Source organism: Streptomyces sp. NPDC028419 (genome assembly GCF_055565515.1).
This window is the reverse complement of record NZ_JBVHUE010000003.1, coordinates 404760-421083: the sequence shown is the minus strand read 5'-3', so window position 1 is coordinate 421083 and position 16324 is coordinate 404760. Positions and strand designations below refer to the sequence as shown.

At 75.1% G+C, this 16324-nt stretch carries 13 protein-coding genes and 1 pseudogene; 5 read left to right on the top strand and 9 right to left on the bottom strand.

Features of this window, described 5'->3' with window-relative positions:
- Positions 1–17 precede the first annotated feature (17 nt).
- On the top strand, positions 18–1292 hold the full coding sequence (locus ACZ4UB_RS06170) for an ROK family protein (RefSeq protein WP_354379424.1): 1275 nt from the start codon (positions 18–20) through the stop codon (positions 1290–1292).
- A 369-nt stretch (positions 1293–1661) separates the two neighbouring features.
- Here ACZ4UB_RS06170 and ACZ4UB_RS06165 read toward each other — a convergent pair.
- Positions 1662–2081: pseudogene (locus ACZ4UB_RS06165) on the bottom strand (ATP-binding protein); the annotation flags it as partial.
- A 206-nt stretch (positions 2082–2287) separates the two neighbouring features.
- Between ACZ4UB_RS06165 and cds1 the strand changes: the two are divergent.
- Positions 2288–3415, top strand: coding sequence for an L-cysteine desulfhydrase Cds1 (gene cds1, locus ACZ4UB_RS06160; RefSeq protein ID WP_354379425.1), 1128 nt, complete (start codon positions 2288–2290; stop codon positions 3413–3415).
- Positions 3416–3510: 95 nt separating this feature from the next.
- Positions 3511–4200: a hypothetical protein gene (locus ACZ4UB_RS06155; protein WP_468068568.1), complete on the top strand. Its 690-nt coding sequence runs from the start codon at positions 3511–3513 to the stop codon at positions 4198–4200.
- Positions 4201–4252: 52 nt separating this feature from the next.
- Here the strand turns inward: ACZ4UB_RS06155 and ACZ4UB_RS06150 are convergent, their stop codons facing one another.
- Positions 4253–4744 carry an SRPBCC family protein gene (locus ACZ4UB_RS06150; RefSeq protein ID WP_468068567.1) on the bottom strand — a complete coding sequence of 164 codons (492 nt, stop codon included), beginning with the start codon at positions 4742–4744 and terminating at the stop codon, positions 4253–4255.
- 182 nt (positions 4745–4926) lie between these two features.
- Between ACZ4UB_RS06150 and ACZ4UB_RS06145 the strand changes: the two genes are divergently transcribed.
- Positions 4927–7368, top strand: a complete 2442-nt coding sequence (locus ACZ4UB_RS06145; RefSeq protein WP_468068566.1) for a hypothetical protein — start codon at positions 4927–4929, stop codon at positions 7366–7368.
- Here ACZ4UB_RS06145 and ACZ4UB_RS06140 read toward each other — a convergent pair.
- The 5 genes from ACZ4UB_RS06140 to ACZ4UB_RS06120 form a co-directional block, all read right to left on the bottom strand.
- Positions 7319–9808: a right-handed parallel beta-helix repeat-containing protein gene (locus ACZ4UB_RS06140; protein WP_468068564.1), complete on the bottom strand. Its 2490-nt coding sequence runs from the start codon at positions 9806–9808 to the stop codon at positions 7319–7321. The two genes, ACZ4UB_RS06145 and ACZ4UB_RS06140, sit on opposite strands and share 50 nt — an antisense overlap.
- Before the next feature lie 129 nt (positions 9809–9937).
- The gene (locus ACZ4UB_RS06135) at positions 9938–10537 is read right to left on the bottom strand and encodes an Rv1733c family protein (protein ID WP_468068563.1); all 600 of its coding nucleotides are present in this window, start codon (positions 10535–10537) and stop codon (positions 9938–9940) included.
- Between the two features lie 316 nt (positions 10538–10853).
- Positions 10854–11678 (bottom strand): MOSC domain-containing protein, encoded by an 825-nt coding sequence (locus tag ACZ4UB_RS06130; protein ID WP_468068562.1) that lies wholly within the window; start codon positions 11676–11678, stop codon positions 10854–10856.
- 59 nt (positions 11679–11737) lie between these two features.
- Positions 11738–12280, bottom strand: coding sequence for a DUF6643 family protein (locus ACZ4UB_RS06125; RefSeq protein ID WP_354379432.1), 543 nt, complete (start codon positions 12278–12280; stop codon positions 11738–11740).
- 237 nt (positions 12281–12517) lie between these two features.
- Positions 12518–13690, bottom strand: coding sequence for a glycosyltransferase (locus tag ACZ4UB_RS06120; RefSeq protein WP_468068561.1), 1173 nt, complete (start codon positions 13688–13690; stop codon positions 12518–12520).
- A gap of 141 nt (positions 13691–13831) precedes the next feature.
- Here ACZ4UB_RS06120 and ACZ4UB_RS06115 point away from each other — a divergent pair, with 141 nt between their 5' ends.
- Positions 13832–14623, top strand: a complete 792-nt coding sequence (locus ACZ4UB_RS06115) for a glutamate racemase (protein WP_468068560.1) — start codon at positions 13832–13834, stop codon at positions 14621–14623.
- Here the strand turns inward: ACZ4UB_RS06115 and ACZ4UB_RS06110 are convergent.
- The gene (locus tag ACZ4UB_RS06110; RefSeq protein ID WP_468068558.1) at positions 14620–15576 is read right to left on the bottom strand and encodes an ADP-ribosylglycohydrolase family protein; all 957 of its coding nucleotides are present in this window, start codon (positions 15574–15576) and stop codon (positions 14620–14622) included. The genes ACZ4UB_RS06115 and ACZ4UB_RS06110 overlap by 4 nt on opposite strands.
- Positions 15573–16169 carry a TetR/AcrR family transcriptional regulator gene (locus ACZ4UB_RS06105; RefSeq protein WP_468068557.1) on the bottom strand — a complete coding sequence of 199 codons (597 nt, stop codon included), beginning with the start codon at positions 16167–16169 and terminating at the stop codon, positions 15573–15575. Before ACZ4UB_RS06105 ends, ACZ4UB_RS06110 begins: the two co-directional genes overlap by 4 nt.
- Positions 16170–16324 lie beyond the last annotated feature (155 nt).

The window sequence follows — 16324 nt, the reverse complement described above, 5'->3', positions numbered from 1 at the left end:
ATGCGAGGATCGCTGTCATGAACGGCAACACGACCCCGCGGCGGGCGGGGGATGTGACCACGGACGTGACGGACCTGGCGGCCGCGTCCACGCGGACCAGGCTGGAGCGGGGCCGCGGCGCGCTCGGCCCGGCACTGGAACTGGTGCACACCGGCCGGGCCCCCACCCGCGCCGTCCTCACGGCCGAGCTGGGCGTGACCCGGGCCACCGCCGGAGCCGTCGCCGCCGAGCTGGAGGCGCTCGGGCTGATCCGCGTCGATTCCCGCCCCGGCGGTGCGGGCGGCACCCAGGGCCGTCCCTCGCACCGGCTATCGGTGGACGAGAACGGGCCGGTCGTCCTGGCCGCGCAGGTTCACCCGGACGGGTTCCGGGCCGCGCTGGTCGGGCTCGGCGGGCACATAGTGGCCACCGCCCCCGGCAAGGTGGAGGTGTCCGCCGACCCGGCCCAGGTGCTGGGCGCGGTCGTCGAGGCGGGCGCCGCGCTGCTGGCCAGCAGCGGGCGCCGGTGCGTGGGCGCGGGCCTGGCCGTGCCGTCCGCCGTCGCGGAACCCGACGGCACGGCGCTCAACCCGCTGCACCTGGCCTGGCCCGCCGGTTCGCCGGTACGGTCCATCTTCGCGCGCTGCGTCCGCGCGGCCGGGATCGAGGGCCCGGCCCTGACCGGCAACGACATCAACCTCGCCGCGCTCGCCGAACACCGCCACGGCGCCGGGCGCAGCGCCCAGCACCTGCTCTGCGTGGCCACCGGACACCGCGGCGTCGGCGGCGCGCTCGTCCTCGACGGGCGCCTGCACAGCGGGAGTTCTGGCCTGGCGCTGGAAGTCGGCCACCTCACGGTGAACCCGGAGGGCCGGGCCTGCCACTGCGGCAGCCGCGGTTGCCTGGACGTGGAGGCCGACCCGCTGGCCTTCCTGACGGCGGCGGGCCGCGTCCCCGGCCCCGAGGTCTCGCTGCTCCAGCAGGCACGCGACCTGCTGCGCGCGGAGTACGCCGACCCCTCGGTGCGGGGAGCCGCGGAGGAGCTCATCGACCGGCTCGGGCTCGGGCTCGCCGGCCTGGTGAACATCCTGAACCCGGACCGGATCATCCTGGGCGGTCTGCACCGCGAGCTGCTCCAGGCGGACCCGGAACGGCTGCGCGCGGTCGTCGCGGACCGCAGCCTGTGGGGCCGCAGCGGCGGGGTGCCGATCCTGCCGTGCACCCTGGACCACAACAGCCTGGTCGGCGCGGCCGAGCTGGCCTGGCAGCCCGTCCTGGACGACCCGCTCGGCGCCCTGGGGGCGGCGGCCTGATCCGGCCGCGCCCGCCGGGCCGACGGGGCGCGGTCATCCCGGGGCGGAGCCCAGGGCGCCCAGGGGCGCGGCCGCGGCCACCGGGCCCACGGCCGTGACGGCCACGGCATGGCCCGCCGCGGGGCCGGCCACCACGTGGCCCGCCACCGCCACCGCCACGGGGACCGCCACCGGATGCGGCAGTGGTTCCACGGACGGCTCGACGACCGGATCCGCGGGCGGTCGCGCCGGCGGCCGTTCCGGGTGTCGTGCGGGCCGCTGGGCGGGTTCGTGAGCCGGCTGCTGGGCGGGCGGTGCGGTGACGCCGGTCGCGAGAGTGACCGGCGGCGCCGTGGGCCGTCGTAGCGACACGGGACGGATCCGCACCGCGGGCGCGGGCGCGGCGGCGGCCGGGGCCGCGCGGAGCGAGAACCAGACCACTTTGCCCCGGCTCTCCGGCTGTGGTCGGGAGCCCCAGGACTCGCTGACCGCCGCTATGAGCGCGAGGCCGCGGCCGCCGGTCTCCAGCGGGTCCGCGTCCCGGGCCACGGGCAGTCTGGGATCGCTGTCGTGGACCGAGACCGTGAGTCTGCCGAGCCTCAGCTCGATCTCGACCCGGCACGCCTTGTCCGGCTGCGCGTGGCGGTGGACGTTGCTGAGCAGCTCCGTCACGCCGAGCGCGGCCCGGTCTATGAGCGGATCGAGCTGCCAGTGGCGCAGTTGTGCAGAAACGATTCGGCGGACCTGGCCGATCCGCTGTGGCATGGCCTGCAATGCGACGACGCAGTGCCTGCGTGGAGGACTGATCACGGCTGCGACTCCCCGACATGAGTGTTACGGGTGCTGCACCCTCTGTGACGCCCCACCAGGGTCACCCACGGTGCGCCCGCATGCAACCGAAGGCAACCAAAAGGCATTCGCATGGAACCCCAAAGTGACTGTTTGCGCAGGTGAGGGGGGTACATTGCGAAAGCGGGGGGAGGCAGAAACACCGCACGCACAGAGGAGCTAGGCGCATGAGCACCACCGGTACGACGGGCACCACCGTCGACGTCGACCGAAGCGACGCCGACTACCGGGCCTGGCTGAAAGAAGCCGTCCGCAAGGTCCAGGCGGACGCCAACCGCTCCGCCGACACGCACCTGCTGCGCTTCCCCCTCCCGGAGGAGTGGGGCATCGACCTCTACCTCAAGGACGAGTCCACCCACCCGACGGGTTCGCTCAAGCACCGCCTCGCCCGGTCGCTGTTCCTCTACGCCCTGTGCAACGGCTGGATCAGGCCCGGCCGTCCGGTGATCGAGGCGTCCTCGGGCTCCACCGCGGTCTCCGAGGCGTACTTCGCCAAGCTGATCGGCGTCCCGTTCATCGCCGTGATGCCGCGCACGACCAGTCCGGAGAAGTGTCGGCTGATCGAATTCCACGGCGGTGAATGCCACTTCGTCGACGACTCGATGAAGATGTACGAGGAGTCGGCGCTGCTCGCCGCGCAGACCGGCGGCCACTACATGGACCAGTTCACCTACGCCGAGCGCGCCACCGACTGGCGGGGCAACAACAACATCGCAGAATCGATTTACCAGCAGCTGCGCCTGGAGCGGTACCCCGAGCCCACCTGGATCGTGGCCACCGCCGGGACCGGCGGCACCTCGGCGACCATCGCCCGCTACGTGCACTACATGCAGCACGACACCCGCATCTGCGTCCCGGACCCGGAGAACTCCTGCTTCTTCGACGGCTGGACGCACCACGACCCGGACGCGAGCAGCGACTGCGGCTCGCGCATCGAGGGCATCGGCCGCCCGCGCATGGAGCCGAGCTTCGTGCCCGGGGCGATCGACCGCATGATGAAGGTGCCGGACGCGGCGAGCGTGGCGGCCTGCCGCGCGCTGGAGCGGGCGATCGGTCGCAAGGCCGGCGGTTCCACGGGAACCGGCCTGTGGAGCGCGCTGAAGATCATCGCGGAGATGGTGGCGGAGGGGCGCACGGGCAGCGTCGTCACCCTGCTCTGCGACCCGGGCGACCGTTACCTCGACAAGTACTACTCGGACGAGTGGGTGGCCGCCCAAGGCCTGGACCTGGCGCCCTACTTGAGGACCATCGAGGCCCTGCTGGCCTCGGGCAGCTGGTACGAGCCCGTGGCCTGACCGTACCGAGACCCTGACGAACGGGCCCTGGGCGGGGCCGCGTCGGCTGATTACGCTGAGCCGACGCGTGATCACGGACGAGCCCAGGGGGAGCCATGGCGGGTAGGGACGGGGCGGGTGGTGCGGGCGCTGCGGATTGTGCGGCCGGTACGGACGACGGACCGCTGTGTTGCCCGCGGTGCGGGCGCGACGACGAGGTGACGGGCGTCGCCGCCGCCTACCTGGCGGCGAAGGCCACCACCCGCGTGGAGTGGTCCGACGGCGAAGGCACCCGCAACACGTCCGTGCGCGAAGGGAATTCGGCGCTGGCGAAGGGCCTCGCCCCGGTGCCGCCGGACCCGGCCACCGACTCCGTCGGGTGTCTGGGCGGCACCTTCGTCCTCGTGTCGCTCGGCACCTTCCTGTGGGGCGCGATCGCGGGCGGCTGGTTCGGCCGCGAGTCCGGCGGCTGGTGGGTCGAAGGGGACGGCGGCGAAAGGCGGTTCGTGACCGAGCTCCCCATGGCGCACCTCGCCTGGATCTCGGGGATCGCGCTCCTCGCGGCCGCGGCCCTGTTCTTAGCCGTCGACCGGGTGGAGGCGGCCCGTCGCCGGCGCACCGCCCGGGGTCGGTCCGCCGCCGAAGCCCTCTGGTCCGAGGGCTGGTTCTGCGCCCGGTGCGCGGGCGTGTACTTCGCCCGCGCCGGCGAGGACCGCGGACCGTCCCTGAACCTCAGGGAGTTCCGGACCCGCGTGTGGGGCGCGGGCGGGTACGCCGACCTGGTCGACCGGTACCCGACGACGTGAGGCGGCGCGGGCCCGTGCGCTACCCCGAGGGGTCCCGCCGCCCCGCGGAGGTCTACTGTCCCGCGCTGCGCTGCGCCGCGGCCAGTCGGGCGTCCAGGGTCCGCACGGCCGTGCGGAACGAGTGCCCCAGGCCCGGCCGGGCGGCGGACAGGCCCAGCCGGAACGGGGTGGAGCCGTCCGCGGCGAAGGTCCACCGGATCTGCGTGCCGGATCCGGACGGGGTCAGCAGCCACTCCTCCAACAGGGCCCGCATGCCGGGGACGTTGGTCCGGTCGACCCGGTAGGCGTACCGGCGCTCGGCGTCCGCCGCCATGATCGTCTCCTGGAAACGGGCTCCTCCCAGCAGCTTGATCTCCCGACCCGCGCCACCGTGCGTCGGTCGGGCGAGGGTCACCGCCCGGAACCAGGACGGCCACCCCGTCACCTCCTCCGCCAGTGCCCGGTACACCGATTCCGGCGGAGCGGCCGCGCGGGCTGTGTACACCAGGCGTACGGGCGCGGTCTCGGTGAAGTCCAGCCCCACGGGGCGCAGTCGGCGGGCCATGACGGAACTCCCTGACGGTGTGAGGGGAACACGCGTGCGCGTCACCATATCTGTCCCACCGTCAGATGTCTGCGTCAGCCCTCCGGGTACTGGGCAGTGCGCTCCGCGCGCGGGATGCTGGTTCCGTGGCGCCGCGCCCCGAGAGCCTTCCGTGGCGCCGCGCTCCGAGAGTGGAGGCCACCGTGCCGGACATCCCCACGCCCCGTCCCCGCCCCGCGCCCGCCCCCGTCGCCGGGCCGCTCGCGCTCGAACTGCTCGTCCACGGGGTCGCGGGCGCCGCGCCCGAGGAACTGCTCGGCGATCCGCGCACCGTCCGCGTCACCGGGGACTCCACCGCCGCCGTCTTCCGGCGCGGCGACGACGCCGTCGCCGAGGCCCACCCCGAGCGCTACCCCGGCCGCCCGGTGCCCGAGGTCTACTGCTGGTCCCGGCTCACCTCGGGCAACGGCGCCCGGGCGCTGTGGCTGCTGCTCCTGCCGTTCATGGTGGTCAACCTCGCGCACTGGGCCCGGCCGCCCGCGCCCGCCGGGTCCGCCGGCGCGGTGCGCGCGTACGGGGTCCTCGTACGGGTCGTCGCGCTGAGCCTCACCGTGCTGCTGATCGCCGCGGCCTGCGAGGTCTCCCTCGACCTCTTCGCCTGGCAGTGCGCGGGCTCGCCGCACTGCGCGGCCTCCCGCTCCTGGCTCGCGGTCCTCTCGCCCGAACGCGGCGGCTGGTGGTCGCAGCCGGGACGGCGCCTCGCCCTGGGCGCCCTGGTCCCGGCCGGGCTGACCTGGCTGCTCTGGTACCTCTCGAACCGCACGTGGAGCGCCTACGAGGCCCAGCCGCCGCCCCCGACCGCCCCTGACCCCGACGAGGCGGAGGAGGACGCGGAGGGCGGCGCCCCCGCGCTCGGCCGGCCAGGATTCTGGTACGGGCGACGGATCGTGGCCCGGCTGCGGGCCGCGCACACCGCCGCGGGGTTGCTGACGGTCGCGGCGGCCGTCGCCGTGCCGACCCTGCGCCACGACGCCCACGCGGCCGGAGCCGGCCTTCCGGCCGGCCCGGGACGGATCGCGCAGGCCCTGCTCGTGGCCGGGGGCGCCGTGGTGCTCTGGGTCGTCTGCCGGCGCGGGCGCTCCGAATCGCGGGCCGACCGGCGCGTGGACCGCGCGGTGGTCACCTGGCTGCCGGGGAGCGCGCTGGCCGTGCTGGCGGCCGTGCTCTGCTACGCCTGCTGGCCCCGGCCGGGGTGGACCTCCACGGGCCGGCTCCCGGGGGACCTCGTCTTCGGATGGCTCGCGCTCGCCCAGGGCGGCTGCGTCCTGGCCCTTTCGGCCGTCGCCCTGTACCTGCACCGCCGGGGCACGGGGGGCGTGCTGCACGGGCTGGGCGGCCCGGCCGTGGCGATGCTCGCGTGCGCGCTCGGCGGGGTGATGTCGGCCGGGGTCGCGCAGCGGGTGGGCGACTGGCTGGGGGAGACCGGAACTCCGGCTCCCGGTGCGGGTGCGGGCACGGAGGCGGGAGCGGTGGCGGGCGCCTCCGCGGGCGCCGGTGAGTTGGCCGGACCGCCCGTGCTGCTGTCCTGGCAGGCCGCCGTCCTGCCGCCGTTGCTCCTGGTGTTGCTCCTGGCCGCGTGCTGGTTCGCGGGGCGCGGCGCCCGGGTCCGGCGCGTAACGGCCCTGACGGTCGCCGCCGAGTACCCGGGAGCCCTGCCGGACCGGGCGCGCAGCCGCCGGATCGCGGGGGCCCGGGCCGCCGCGGCGCTCACCGACTCGGCGCCGTGGTTCATCGGCGCGGTCTCCACCGTCACGCTGGTCCTCGGCGCGGGCGCCGTCGCCGGTGCCTGGCTCAGCGGGCGGGTCCCGGGCGAAGCCGCCCGGCACGCCACACCCGTCCTGGAGGATGCCGCCCGGGGCGCGCAGGACGCCGGCTCCTGGCTGGTCGGCTTCGGCTTCGTCCTGTTCGTCACCCTGGGCCGCCGCGCCTACAAGGACGCCTCGGCCCGCCGGACCATCGGCATCCTCTGGGACGTCGGCACCTTCTGGCCCCGCGCTGCGCACCCCTTCGCCCCGCCCTGTTACGCCGAGCGCGCCGTGCCCGACCTGACCTGGAGGATGACCACCTGGACCGAGCGCACCGGTGGTCGACTGGTCCTCTCCGGTCACTCCCAAGGCAGCGTGCTCGCGGCCGCCGCCGTCTGGCAGCTGCCGCCGCAGGTGCGCCGCCGGGTCGCGCTGTTGACGTACGGCTCACCGCTGGCCCGGCTCTACGGGCGCTGGTTCCCCGCCTACTTCGGGCCCGGCCCGCTCGCCGCCCTGCACCGCGAGGTGGAGTGCTGGCGCAACCTCTGGCGTGCCACCGACCCGATCGGCGGGCCGGTCCTGGAGGCGGGGGAGCGGGACGTGGACCGGGGGCCGCTGGCCGATCCGGTCGCCTACGGACGTACCGCCCTGCACCCCTTGCCCGCACCCGTGCTCGGGCACTCCGACTACCAGGCGGACCCGGCCTTCGCCGCCGAACGGGCCGCGCTGCTGGCCCGCCTCGTCCGCGCCGACCGCCCGGCGGGCGCCGAGGAGCCCGCCGACGAGGAGCTCAGCAAGGGGACGGCAGCAGCGGAAGGTCCGCCGCGAACAGCAGGGTGAGGTCGTCGGTGGTCGGCTCCGACAGCTGGGCCACCCGCCCCGCGTGCCGCTCGACCATCGATTCGAAGGTCTGGCGGGCGGTGCGGCCGTTGCCGAAGGCCGCACCCTTCGGCAGCTCGGTGAAGTAGGTCAGCAGGGCCTCGACGGTGCCCTCGCCGAGGCGGTACTCGTGCTCCTCCGCCTGCTGTTCCACGATCCGCAGCAGCTCCTGCGGGCCGTAGTCGCCGAAGGCGATGGTCCGGGAGAACCGCGAGGCCACCCCGGGGTTGACCGTGAGGAAGCGGTCCATCTCCGCCGTGTAACCGGCGACGATGACCACCACCGCGTCCCGGTGGTCCTCCATCAGCTTCACCAAGGTGTCGATCGCCTCGCGCCCGAAGTCCCGGCCCGAGTCCTCGGGGGCCAGCGCGTACGCCTCGTCGATGAAGAGCACGCCGCCCCTCGCCCGGTCGAAGGCCTCCTGGGTACGGATCGCCGTGGACCCGATGTGCTCGCCGACCAGGTCCACCCGGGACACCTCGACCAGGTGCCCCCGCTCCAGCACCCCGAGCGAGGCCAGGATCTCCCCGTAGAGGCGGGCGACGGTGGTCTTTCCGGTACCGGGGGAGCCGGTGAAGACCAGGTGGCGGCGGACGGAGGCGGCCTTGAGGCCGGCCCGCTGCCGGCGGCGGCCGACCTCGATCATGTCCGTCAGGGCGCGGACCTCGCGCTTGACGCTGTCCAGGCCCACCAGGGCGTCGAGCTGCCCCAGCACCTCGCCGGACCCGCGGGCCGCCGCACCGGCCTGCCCTTCGCCGTCCGTGCCCCGCTGTCCCGGCACCGGGGCGTCCGGGTGAGCGCCGGCGCCGGCGCCTCCCGCACCGGCCGGAGCCGTCGTCGCCGTCAGCGGTACGCCGCCCCGCGCGCCCGCTCCCGCGCCGGTACCGGCCCCCGCGCCCGCCGCCGACGCCGTGCCCAGGACCCCGGCGCGCACGGCGGCCTCGTCGCTCGTGCAGTCCTCGGAGAGCGGACCCTCCTCGGCGAACTCGTAGCCCCCGCGGGCGCAGCGCTCGGTGTGGCAGCGGGTCAGCGAGGTCCGGCAGCCGTCGATGACGTGGAAGCCGAAACCCGAGCTGCCGCTCACCCTGCAGGCGTGGAAGGTGCCCCGGCCGCCCGCCGACACGTAGAACCCGGCCTCGGCGGCGGAGCTGACGGTGCAGCGCTCCAGCGCGGGATCGGCGCCCTTGGTGACGATCACGCCCGTCTGTACCGAGTCGATGGTGCAGTTGGCCAGGGTGCCGCCGCTGCCGTGGTCGCGGAACCAGGCCCCGGTCGCGGCCTCGCGGATCCGGCAGTCGTCGAGTTGGGCGGTGGCGCCGTCGCTGACGGAGACGGCGGTGTTGCGCACCTGGGACAGGTCGCTGTCGACCACGTCGACGCGCGAACCCCGGTCCAGGACGAAGAGCGCGTCCGGCACGTCGTGCACCCGGCACGAGTCGAGGGACGCCGTCGCACCGTCGCTGATCCACACCGCCGGGTAGTCGCCCGTACTGTCGTGGATCTCGCAGGACTCGGCGTCCACCCGGGTGCCCGGGTCCCACACCGACAGGCCGTTGCGGCCGAAGCGGCGCACGGTGGTGCGGCTGAGGGTCAGCACGGAACGGGAACGCAGGTCCACCGCGTTCTCGGGGATGTCGTGGATGTCGCAGCCCGCCAGCGTCAGCACCGCGTCGGTGTCGAGGGTGACCCCGTCCGCGGAAGTGCGGTGCACGGAGCAGTCGGTGAGCCGGGCCGTGGCCCGGGCGGCGATCTGCACCCCGGCGCCCTTGATCTCGTAGACCTCGCAGCCCAGCGCGTCCAGGCCCGAGCCCTCACCCGTGACGCCGATGCCCGCGCCGGTGCTGTGGTGGATCCGGCAGCGCTCCAGGCGCGGGTGGCCGCCGCCGCGCACCGAGACGCCCGTCTGCCCGGCCGCCACCACCTCGCACTCCTCGAAGACCCCGCCACCGCCGTCGAGCACGGAGATGCCGACGCCCGTCGGGTTCTCCACGGTGCAGCGGCGCACCACCGGCCGGGCCCCGCCGCGCACCTCGATGCCGGCCGCGGACCGGGTGCTCACGCGCAGGTCGGTCAGCTCGGGGGAGCCGTCCTCGACGAGCAGGGCGGGCGCGGCCCGGTCCTGCCCCTCCAGGTGCAGGTCCTGCACGATCGCCGAGGCCCGGACGGTGAGCGCCACGCCGTCGGGCGGGGCGATGCGCACCGATCCCAGTCCGCCCTCCGGCCCGCGCAGCGTGACGGCGTGGTGCAGCACCAGGTTCTCGCGGTAGGTCCCGGGAGCGATGGACAGGACGTCCCCGTCACCCGCGGCCGCCAACGCGGCGGTCAGCGTCGGATACTCACCGGAGCGGCGCCGCCATCGTGAAGGTCCGCCGTGCGTCACTTGGACCGTGCCCTGTGCCATCGTGCTGCCGTGCCCCCACCCTCGTGCTCGTGCCGAAGCGACTCCACCGGCGGTCGGCGGCCCGCGTTCGCGACCATGTCCGCACCGGCCGGTCCACCGTAGCGCGCGCGGGCCCGGTGAGTTGCCAGGTCAGCTGCCCGCACCCGCTCTGCCCCAGTCGGGCCCGGCCGCCGCCCAGGCCCTGTCCAGCCGCGAGTACCGCCGATGCATGAGACGGCGTACGACCATGCGCCGGAGCGTCTCCACGAGCGCGGCCGCGCCGATCGCGGCGGCCAGGCCCGCCAGAGCGGCGTGCACGGCGGCGGTGGAGGGATCCAGCGGGTGGCCCACGAGCCGGCCGTGGTGGTCGGTCCATATCCGGAAGTGATCGCCCTGGCGCGGTGGTTCCTGCGCTGCCGGGACCGTGCCCTGATGGTTGGTCCCGTCGGGCGCGGTCCACGCGGCGACGACCTGCGTCCGCTGCGGCGACTGCCGTTGCGCGGCCGGGTCGGTGGCCGATCCGCCGAGCGAATCACCGGCGGGCCGCACCACGACCGCCGGGACGAGGTACCGCTCCTGGCGCTGCTCGCGCGCGGCGCGCTGCAACGTCACGTCCACGCGCAGACCGGCCGTCCAGCCGACGGCCGGCACCACCACCAACACGCAGACCAGGGCGGCGAAGGCCACCCACGCCTCGATCAGATCCGTCTGCCGGCGCAGCGGGTTGTGCCGCCAACGCCAGACTCCCATTGCCGTCCACACGGTCGGGCACCCCCTTGCCTCCGTCTGCCTGCACGTCCAAGCCTCGCCCATGTCCCGAGGACGTGCATTTCGGGACTCGCGAGAGGTGTGTCACCCGATCCGGTGGTCAGTCGGACGAGGGGTCGGCACACGTCTCATTCGGCACAACGGCACCGCGGGGCCGCCCGGTTCCCGTTCCTGTGGGGAGCCGCCCGAAGGTGTCAGTCCGGATGCGGTCAGATGGGCTCGGACCACATCCGGGCGGGTCGCCAAAGCCTCGTGGCGCAGGCTAGGGCCGCTCTCAAACGCCGCTCGCGCCGGGTGGTCACTCGAGGATCCGGACCTCGTCGCCGACCCGGACGGTCCCGAGCCGCACCGGGACCAGCATCCGGCCGAAGGCCAGCGACTTGCCGATCCGTCGGTGCACGGCGAGGGTCTTGAGCGGTTCCTTGCCGCGCTCGGCGGTCCGCTGGTCGGTGGTGGTGATCACGCACCGGCCGCACTCGCGGACCCCGCGGAAGACGGCGTCCCCGATCGCGACGCGCTTCCAGCCGTCCTCGGCCCACGCCTCGGCGCCGGACACCACCAGGTTGGGGCGGAAACGATTCATCGGCAGCGGACCCTCATCGGCGTGGTCCCCCCGGGCGATCAGCGCGTTGAGCGCGTCCAGCGAGGCGACGGTGGCCACCAACAGCGGGTAGGCGTCGGCCAGGCTCACCGTCTCGCCCGGCAGCGCGTAGTCCGGGTCCACGGGCCGTCGTACGGCCGGGTCGTCGAGGTGCACCAACCGGGCCGGGAAACCGAGGTACTCGGTGAACCACGCGTGGCCGGCCGGGTCCGCGACGACGGTGTCGATCTTCTTGCCGAACAGCACGACGGGCTCCAGCGGACCCGGCGCGGGCGGTTCCACCACCACGGGCGCCAGCCCGGGAGCCGACAGTGCGACCCCGCCGCTCCCCAGCGGGCGGGCCGAGGCCAACGCGAGGCGCGGCTGCTGGCGTTGGGTGATGACGTTGCCCTCGGTGTCGATCACCGCCCAGCGCCGGTCCCCGGCGAGGCCCCAGGGCTCCACGGCCACCTCGTCGGGAGAGGTCCCCGCTACCGATTTGACGGGATGGACGTGGAGTTCCTGGACACGCATGTTGGTCATGGGGGCATCATTCCAGCCGCCCCCGGGGGCTTACCAGCGGGTATCCGCCGCGGGCGCCGTCAGTAGCCGCGCCCCTGGTACGGGCGGCCGTACTGGTCCTCGTAACCGGAGGGCATGCCGGAGGGAACCGGAGCCGCGGCCTGCATCGGCCGGGGCGCGGCCGGGCGCATGGCCTCGTAACCGGAAGCCGCGGCCACCGGTCGGGGCTGCTGCGGCTGGGGCGCGTATCCGGAACGGGATCCGGCCGGCTGCTGCTGCGGGATGTACGGCGCGGGCGCGTGCTGCAACGGCATGGGCTGCGGAGCGCCCTGCTGCTGGTACGGGTAGCCGTAGGCGGGCTGCTGCTGCGGCGAGGGGGCCGCGGGCAGCGCGGGCAGGGCCGACGGCAGGGCGGGCAGGTAACCGCCCCCGTAGCCGTTGTTGCCCTGGGGGGCGCTCTGCCCCTGGTAGCCGCCGCCCATGGAGTCGTAGGCGGCCGGCACGCGGATGGGCGCGATCTGAGGGGTGCCGCGTTCGGCGACGAGGGAGTCGTAGATGGGGGTGTCCGGGAAGGAGGGCGCGGAGTAGTAACCGCCGCCATAAGTGGAGCGGGGGGAGGTCATGGCACATAAGTTAAGCCCACGACTTCACGGGGTCCATAGCGAGGTCCCGTCAACACCGCGCTGACCTGCATATTCGCAGGTCAGCGCCACAGCTTTCACTTGACGTTCACGTGCACGATTCGTCGCTTTAAAGCGCTCTTGTTCCTACTCGTGCATCCCTGGAGGGGAGTTGGGCGAACGCCCCGCACACCGCTGTGACCTCGCATGACGCGTGTTCAGGCCGGACGGCGAGGCGCTTCAGGCATCGCTGGGGCGGGCATAGGTGCGCCCCTTCCACGCCGCGCCGCGCCCGCGGTAGTGCTGGACGGCCGAGTCGACCGTCATCAGCAGGTAGAGCAGCGCGGTCAGCGGCAACAGCGGTGCGAGCACCGCCGACTGCCGGTAGTAGCGCAGCATCGGCAGGTACGTACCGGCCATCAGCAGCCAGGCCGCGGCGCCCGCCCACGCGGCCACGGGCCGCCCGGTCAACAGGCCCACCAGGCAGGTCACCGGCGGGACCAGGTAGACGAGCGCCAGCCCCGCCACCGTCCCCACCAGGAGCGACGGCTGGTGCCGCAGCTGCGCGTAGGCGCTGCGCGAGACCATCCGCCACAGGTCACCGAGCCCCGCGTACGGGCGCACGCTGTCCACCCGCTCCGCCAGCCCCAGCCAGATCCGGCCACCACTGCGCCGCACCGCGCGGGCGAGGGAGACGTCGTCGATCACCGCCTGACGGATCGACTCCGGTACGCCCGCCCGCACGGCCGCCTCCGTGCGCAGCAGCACGCACCCGCCCGCCGCGGCGGCGGTCCGTCCCGCCGGACGGTTGATCCAGCGGAAGGGGTAGAGCTGGGCGAAGAAGTACACGAAGGCCGGTACGACCAGGCGCTCCCAGACGGTGACCACCCGCAGCCGGGCCATCAGCGACACGAGGTCGAGGTCGGCCGAGACCGCGGCCGCGACCAGCTCGCGCAGGCTGTCCGGCTCGTGCGCGATGTCGGCGTCGGTGAGCAGCAGGTACTCCGGCTCCCCGGCCTCCGCGGCCCGCGCGAGGGCGATGCCGTGCCGCACCGCCCACAGCTTTCCCGTCCACCCGGCCTCCGGCTCGCCCGGGGAGCAGACGGTGAGCGGCAGCCCCGGGTGCTCCCTGGCGAGCGCCAGCGCGAGCGCGCCCGTGCCGTCGGTGCTCCCGTCGTCGACGAGGAACACCTCCGCCTCGCCGGGATAGTCCTGGGCGAGCAGCGAGGGAAGGCTCAGGGGCAGCACCCCGGCCTCGTCCCGGGCGGGCACCACGATGGCGACGGAGGGCCACCGCGCGGGCGGGGTGCGCGGCGGGAGCCGGACGTCGGTGCGCCAGAACATGCCCTGGCCGAAGGTGAGCCAGAGCCAGACGGCGAGCGACACGCAGGCGGCGATGCTGAGGGGGCCCATCCCCGCAGTGTGCCGAAACCGGCCGCGCGTGTCGCGTACCGACGCAGGCCCGCTTCGACCGGCTCCGGCGCGCGGGCGGTCCGGCGTCCGGAAAGGGGTGTGGCGGGCCGGTCGGGGGCGGGGGTCGATTAAGGTGACCAAGTGAAGATCGCGCTCATGGACTCCGGCATCGGCCTCCTCGCGGCGGCCGCCGCGATGCGACGGCTGCGGCCGGACGCCGACCTGGTCATCTCCTCCGACCCCGACGGCATGCCCTGGGGACCGCGTACCCCCGAGGACCTCACGGGGCGGGCGCTGGAGGTCGCGCGCGCCGCGGCCGGGCTGCGACCGCAGGCCCTGATCGTCGCCTGCAACACCGCCTCCGTGCACTCCCTGCCCACCCTGCGGGCCGAGCTGGAGCCGGGGATCCCCGTCGTCGGCACGGTCCCCGCGATCAAGCCCGCCGCGGCCCGCGGCGGCCGGGTCGCCATCTGGGCCACCCCGGCCACCACCGGCAGCCCCTACCAGCGCGGGTTGATCCGCGACTTCGCCGCGGGAGTCCCGGTCACCGAGGTCCCCTGCCCCGGTCTGGCCGACGCCGTGGAGTACGGGGACGCGGAAGCCGTCGTGCGAGCCGTCGCCGCGGCCGCCGCACTGACCCCGCCGGACGTCACCGACGTGGTCCTCGGCTGCACGCACTACGAACTCGTCGAGGCCCCCATCCGGGCCGCGCTGGCCGAGCGCACCGGCGGCGCCGCCCTCGTCTACCACGGCTCGGCGGAAGCCGTCGCCACCCAGGCGCTGCGCCGCATCGGCGCCGGCCCCGAGCCGGGCCTGCCGCGCACCGGCACCCTGACCGTGCTGCACAGCGGCCGCCCGGGCCACCTGCCCCCCGCCGCCCTCGGCTACGCCGAAGGCCGCCTCCTCACCACCGCCCAGGCCGCCCCGGCCTAGCTGGCCGGCCGGCGGGGCGCGTGGACGAGGGCTTCGGCCAGCTCCCGCAGTGCGTCGGCGTCCAGGACCTGGTCGCCGAAGCCGGGCAGGGGGACGTGCAGGGGGTCGGTCCACCGCTCGGGGACCGACCCGGACCCGTACGTCGCGCCCGCCAGGACGCCCGTCACCGCGGCCACCGTGTCCGTGTCGCCGCCGACGTCCACGGCCGCCCGCAGCGCCTCCTCGAATCCGGTCGTCGTCCGCAACGCCCACACCGCCGTACCCAGGCACGGCCACACCGCGCCGTTGAACTCGGTCGCCAGCCCGGGATGCCAGTCCGGCGCGAGCACCCGCGCATAGCGCTCCCGCTGGTCGGCACGCACCTCGCCGAGCGCCCCGGGCAGGGCGGCCAGCGGGTCCTCGCCCGCAAGGGCCGTCCGCACCAGTTCGTGCAGCACCGCCGTGCCCTCCCAGGCCGCCGCATCGCCGTGCGTGAGCGCCGCGATCCGCCGGGCGGCGTCCATCGTCGCGGCCCGTCCGTCCGCGGCGAAGTACACCGCGGAGGTCGACGCCCGCATCAGGGAACCATTGCCCGCGGCCCGGGCGTTGATCTGGAAGTGCAGCGCCGCGGCGCGTTCCCAGGACGCGCCGTTCGTCAGCACGTCCTCGGTCTGTAGTCCGATGTCCTTCGGTTCGCCCGCCGCCCACCGTTGGAACCGGCCGAAAATGTCCGGCAGTTGGAGCCCGCCGTGCTCCAGCAGCGATGCGCCGACGAGGACGGCCATCTGCGTGTCGTCGGTCGCCTCACCCGGATCCCAGCCGCCGCCCCCGCACATCTCGCCGCCCCCGCCCGGCGTCGGGAAGCGCGCGGAGAAGGCGCCCGCGGGGCCGAACTCGAAGGGGGCGCCCAGCGCGTCCCCGACCGCCGAGCCGAGGACGGCTCCCACGGCGCGGTCGGTGCGGTCCGGGCTCACGGGGCGTGCTCCGTCGGCGCGCCCGGGCACACGGCGTCCAGCACGCCCCGGGCGAAGCCGTCCAGGTCGTCCAGCCCGGCCGCGGCCAGCGTCCCCGGCCCTCCGACCAGCAGGTGCGGGACGGCCCCGTGCAGGGCGAGGGTCAGCGCGCGGGCCCGTTCCGCGGTCGCGCCCGCCCCCAGCGCGCGCAACAGGTGGGCGTGGGCCGCGAAGTCGGCGGCGGCGATCGGGTCCAGCAGCGCGGCCAGCCAGGGCCGCCGGGCGCCCTCGGTCAGCAGCTCCAGGTAGGCCAGTACGCGCGGGCGCCCCGGCCCCGCGAGCTCGCGCAGCAGTGCGGCGAGCAGCGCGGCCACCCCGGCCCGGTCGGTCGGCCCGGCTTCCGCCAGCGCGTCCGCCCGCTCCCGGCAGCGCTCCAGGCACCGTTCGGCCACGGCGCGCAGCAGGGCGTCCCGGGTGGGGAAGTAGTTCTTGGCCGTGCCGAGCGGCACCCCGGCGACCGCGTCGACGGCCCGGTGGGTCAGCCCGCGGCCACCCGCCTCCGCCAGTACGTCGACGGCCGCGTCCCGCAGTAGTCCTCTGCGCTCCGGATTCACCGGGGCAGCCTAACGACACCGCCCCGGCGGCGTCCGGCCGCTTCCGACGGGCTCCCGTCCCGCGTTTGCCCCCGCGGCGCGGCGGGCAGGCGCGGACAGCGGAGGCGGGGGTCGGGCGCGGACCGCCGCGCGGCCCGTCCGCCAAAGGGTCGAGA

Bases quoted from the DNA above. Each gene is read 5' to 3' on its own strand.
- ACZ4UB_RS06170 (WP_354379424.1), top strand. From the start codon at position 18: ATGAACGGCAACACGACCCCGCGGCGGGCGGGGGATGTGACCACGGAC.
- cds1 (WP_354379425.1), top strand. From the start codon at position 2,288: ATGAGCACCACCGGTACGACGGGCACCACCGTCGACGTCGACCGAAGC.
- ACZ4UB_RS06155 (WP_468068568.1), top strand. From the start codon at position 3,511: ATGGCGGGTAGGGACGGGGCGGGTGGTGCGGGCGCTGCGGATTGTGCG.
- ACZ4UB_RS06150 (WP_468068567.1), bottom strand. From the start codon at position 4,744: ATGGCCCGCCGACTGCGCCCCGTGGGGCTGGACTTCACCGAGACCGCG.
- ACZ4UB_RS06140 (WP_468068564.1), bottom strand. From the start codon at position 9,808: ATGGCACAGGGCACGGTCCAAGTGACGCACGGCGGACCTTCACGATGG.
- ACZ4UB_RS06135 (WP_468068563.1), bottom strand. From the start codon at position 10,537: ATGGGAGTCTGGCGTTGGCGGCACAACCCGCTGCGCCGGCAGACGGAT.
- ACZ4UB_RS06130 (WP_468068562.1), bottom strand. From the start codon at position 11,678: ATGACCAACATGCGTGTCCAGGAACTCCACGTCCATCCCGTCAAATCG.
- ACZ4UB_RS06125 (WP_354379432.1), bottom strand. From the start codon at position 12,280: ATGACCTCCCCCCGCTCCACTTATGGCGGCGGTTACTACTCCGCGCCC.
- ACZ4UB_RS06120 (WP_468068561.1), bottom strand. From the start codon at position 13,690: ATGGGCCCCCTCAGCATCGCCGCCTGCGTGTCGCTCGCCGTCTGGCTC.